This window comes from Pediococcus damnosus (genome assembly GCF_001437255.1).
In the GTDB taxonomy this organism is placed as follows: Bacteria; Bacillota; Bacilli; order Lactobacillales; family Lactobacillaceae; genus Pediococcus; species Pediococcus damnosus.
In genome coordinates this window covers 1-3525 of the sequence record NZ_JQBD01000130.1, presented here as the reverse complement: position 1 = coordinate 3525, position 3525 = coordinate 1, and the positions used below count along the sequence as shown (strand labels likewise).

Here is a 3525-nt window from a genome sequence, read left to right as displayed (position 1 = left end):
GACCATCTAGGAAAACCTTACACTAACACTATTGGGATATGCTATAATTTAAGGTATAAATTAATGGCATGACTGAAAGGTGGGAATAAATTGGCTGATTTGTTGTATAAAACGATTTTAAAAGATTTGGAAAAACGAATCTTCAATAATGAATTCCCTGCTAAAAAATTGCCAGACGAACGAATGTTGACTAGTCAATATGGGGTAAGTCGCAGCTCGATTAAACGCGCGTTGAGTGTATTAGCAGACGAAGGAATTGTGTTTAAGAAACGCGGTTCTGGGACTTTTGTGAATCCACTATACTTAAAAAATCGTTCGCTGTTTACCTATGAAGGTTCTAACTTGGGCGTGACAGATAGTATGCGCGCTGACGGACGAAAACCGGGAATTAAAGTGTTAGATTTTTCTGTAATTCCAGCAACAAAAGAAATGCAGACGGATTTATTCCTTGAAGCAGAAGATTTCGTTTATCAGATTCGGCGACTGCGATTGTTGGATGATCAGCCAGTGATGATTGAAACGGGCTATATTCCAATTAAAATTGTGCCAGAGTTATCACGTACAATTGTATCAAAATCAATTTTTAATTATCTGGAAGATAAAAAGAATCAGACGGTCACAAAATCCTTTTTATCGATTGAAGCTCAGCCTTCGACAAAGGAAGACCAAGAGCTTTTAAATTTGACGCCCCAAGAACCAGTGGGGGTCATGTCTGGAATCTTCTTTTTGGATGATGGCACACCATTTGAGCTATCTAACATGCGGCTTCATTACAAGTATATGAAATATAATGCGGTGGTCGAATTAAAATAGTAAGAGGAAGTAGTTAACTAAAATATAGCTAACTGCTTTTTTTTGTGGGTTGCATGATGTAGCGGGCTATCAGTGAATGTAATAGGAGAAAAATTGTAATTATTTAGCAATTAATTTGTTCTAATTAAATTGGACCGTATCAATTTTCAAATTAGTTGACCATGACAAAATATCGGGTTATTATTATGGTGTATTCGGTAACAAAGCTAAGAAGCTAAATGCTTGAAGGGAGCAATACAATGGCAACTGATTATTCATCAAAAACCTATTTTGAAAATCTTGATAAATTTTGGCGGGCAGCAAATTACCTGTCAGTTGGGCAACTTTATTTAAAAGATAACCCATTATTAAAACGTCCATTGAAAAACGATGATGTAAAGGTCCATCCAATTGGACATTGGGGAACAATTCCTGGTCAAAATTACATTTATGCTCATTTAAATCGAGTTATTAATAAATATAACGTCAATATGTTTTACATTGAAGGTCCTGGTCATGGTGGCCAAGTTATGGTTTCAAATTCTTATTTGGACGGCAGTTATACCGAAGTTTATCCAGAAATTACTCAGGATGAATCAGGAATGCAGAAACTATTTAAACAGTTCTCTTGGCCTGGTGGTGTGGCATCACATGCTGCTCCAGTGACTCCTGGATCAATTCATGAGGGTGGCGAGCTTGGCTATTCCCTTTCGCATGGAACAGGTGCTATTTTGGATAATCCTGATCAAATTGCAGCGGTTGTCGTTGGTGATGGAGAAGCTGAAACAGGTCCACTCGCAACATCTTGGCAATCCAACAAGTTTATTAATCCAATTAATGATGGGGCAGTTTTGCCAATCCTTGATATCAATGGCTATAAACTGAGTAATCCAACTTTATTTAGTCGGATGTCAGATGATAGAATCAGACAGTATTTTGAAGGCTTAAATTGGAATCCAATCTTTGTTGAAGGTAACGACGCCGAAAAGATGGATCCCCAGATGGCTAAGGCAATGGATACTGCGATTGAACAAATTCAAGCGATTCAAAAGAATGCCCGTGAAAATAATGATCCTAGTCTTCCAAGTTGGCCATTGATTGTTTTCCGTTCACCAAAGGGCTGGACTGGTCCAAAAACATGGGATGGTAAAGTGGTTGAAGGAACATTCCGTGCGCATCAAATTCCAATTCCTGTCGATCAAGGAGACATGCAACATGCAGATGCCCTTGTCGATTGGATGAAGTCTTATAAACCAGAAGAATTATTTGATGAAAATGGTAAACTCAAACCGGAGATTGCCGCCATTGCTCCTAAAGGCAATAAAAGAATGGCAGCTAATCCGATTACGAATGGCGGCATTAATCCTAAAGATTTACGCCTACCTGATTTTCGTGATTATGCGGTTGATACTAGTAAACGTGGACAATCTGTCAAACAGGATATGATCATTTGGTCTGATTATCTACGGGATGTCATTAAATTAAATCCAGATAACTTTCGGATGTTTGGTCCGGATGAAACAATGTCGAACCGGCTATACGGATTATTTGAAACGACTAACCGACAGTGGATTGATCCCATTAAAAAGGATTGGGACGAAGATTTAGCTCCCGCTGGTCGAATTTTGGATGCCCAGCTTTCAGAGCATCAGGCTGAAGGATGGCTTGAAGCCTACACATTGACTGGCCGTCACGGGATCTTCACAAGTTATGAAGCCTTCTTACGGGTAGTGGATTCCATGCTGACCCAGCATTTCAAATGGTTACGTAAAGCAAGTGAGTTAAAATGGCGAAAAGATTATCCATCTTTAAATGTGGTTTCAACTTCGACTAGTTTCCAACAAGACCATAATGGCTATACGCATCAAGATCCCGGTATTTTGACGCATATGGCTGAAAAGAAACCAGAATTTGTGCGTGAGTATTTACCTGCTGACGCTAACTCGTTACTGGCGGTCAGTCCACTAATTATGAATGATCGGGAAAAGATTAATATTTTGGTTACTTCAAAGCAATTACGTCCCCAATTCTATTCAATTGAGGAAGCTGAAGTATTAGCGAAAAATGGACTTGGCATTATTGATTGGGCAAGTACCGATCAGAATGCTAAACCAGATATTATTTTTGCTGCAGCTGGAACTGAACCAAATCTGGAGAGCTTGGCTGCCATTGATATCTTGCACGATCATTTTCCTGATCTAAAGATTCGCTTTATCAATGTTATCGACTTATTGAAATTGCAAAGTCCAAAGGTTAATCCACGTGGATTGTCTGATGAAGAATTTGATCACTACTTTACAAAAGATACCCCAATAATCTTTGCTTTTCATGGTTACGAAGATCTTGTCAAATCTATCTTCTTTGATCGTCATAACCATAATGTTCATGTGCATGGTTATCGGGAGAATGGTGATATTACCACGCCATTTGATATGCGAGTAGTTAACCAGCTCGACCGTTTCGACTTATCAAAAGAAGCCATTATGGCAGTTCCAAAATATGCTGAAAGTGGAGCTGAATTTATTCAGAAGATGGATAATAAATTGGCCGAACATTATCAATATATTCGTGATCATGGTGATGACCTTCCAGAAATTAGAGATTGGACTTGGAAAGACTTGAAATAAATAATTTTAAGGCTATTCAAAATTATAGAAAAGCATAAAAATAATTTGGACAACAAAAGGGCGAAAATCAATTTTGATTGGGTCTCTGTCAAATCGTATTGGTGGA

2 protein-coding genes are annotated in these 3525 nt (G+C 38.4%); both read left to right on the top strand.

All coding sequences use genetic code 11. From position 1 onward, the window contains the following. Positions 1-90 precede the first annotated feature (90 nt). A complete protein-coding gene (locus IV84_RS10050) occupies positions 91-813 on the top strand; it encodes a GntR family transcriptional regulator (protein WP_046872328.1) in 723 nt (240 codons plus the stop codon). Between the two features lie 239 nt (positions 814-1052). Next, on the top strand, positions 1053-3419 hold the full coding sequence (locus IV84_RS10045) for a phosphoketolase family protein (protein WP_056986599.1): 2367 nt from the start codon (positions 1053-1055) through the stop codon (positions 3417-3419). Positions 3420-3525: the final 106 nt, after the last annotated feature.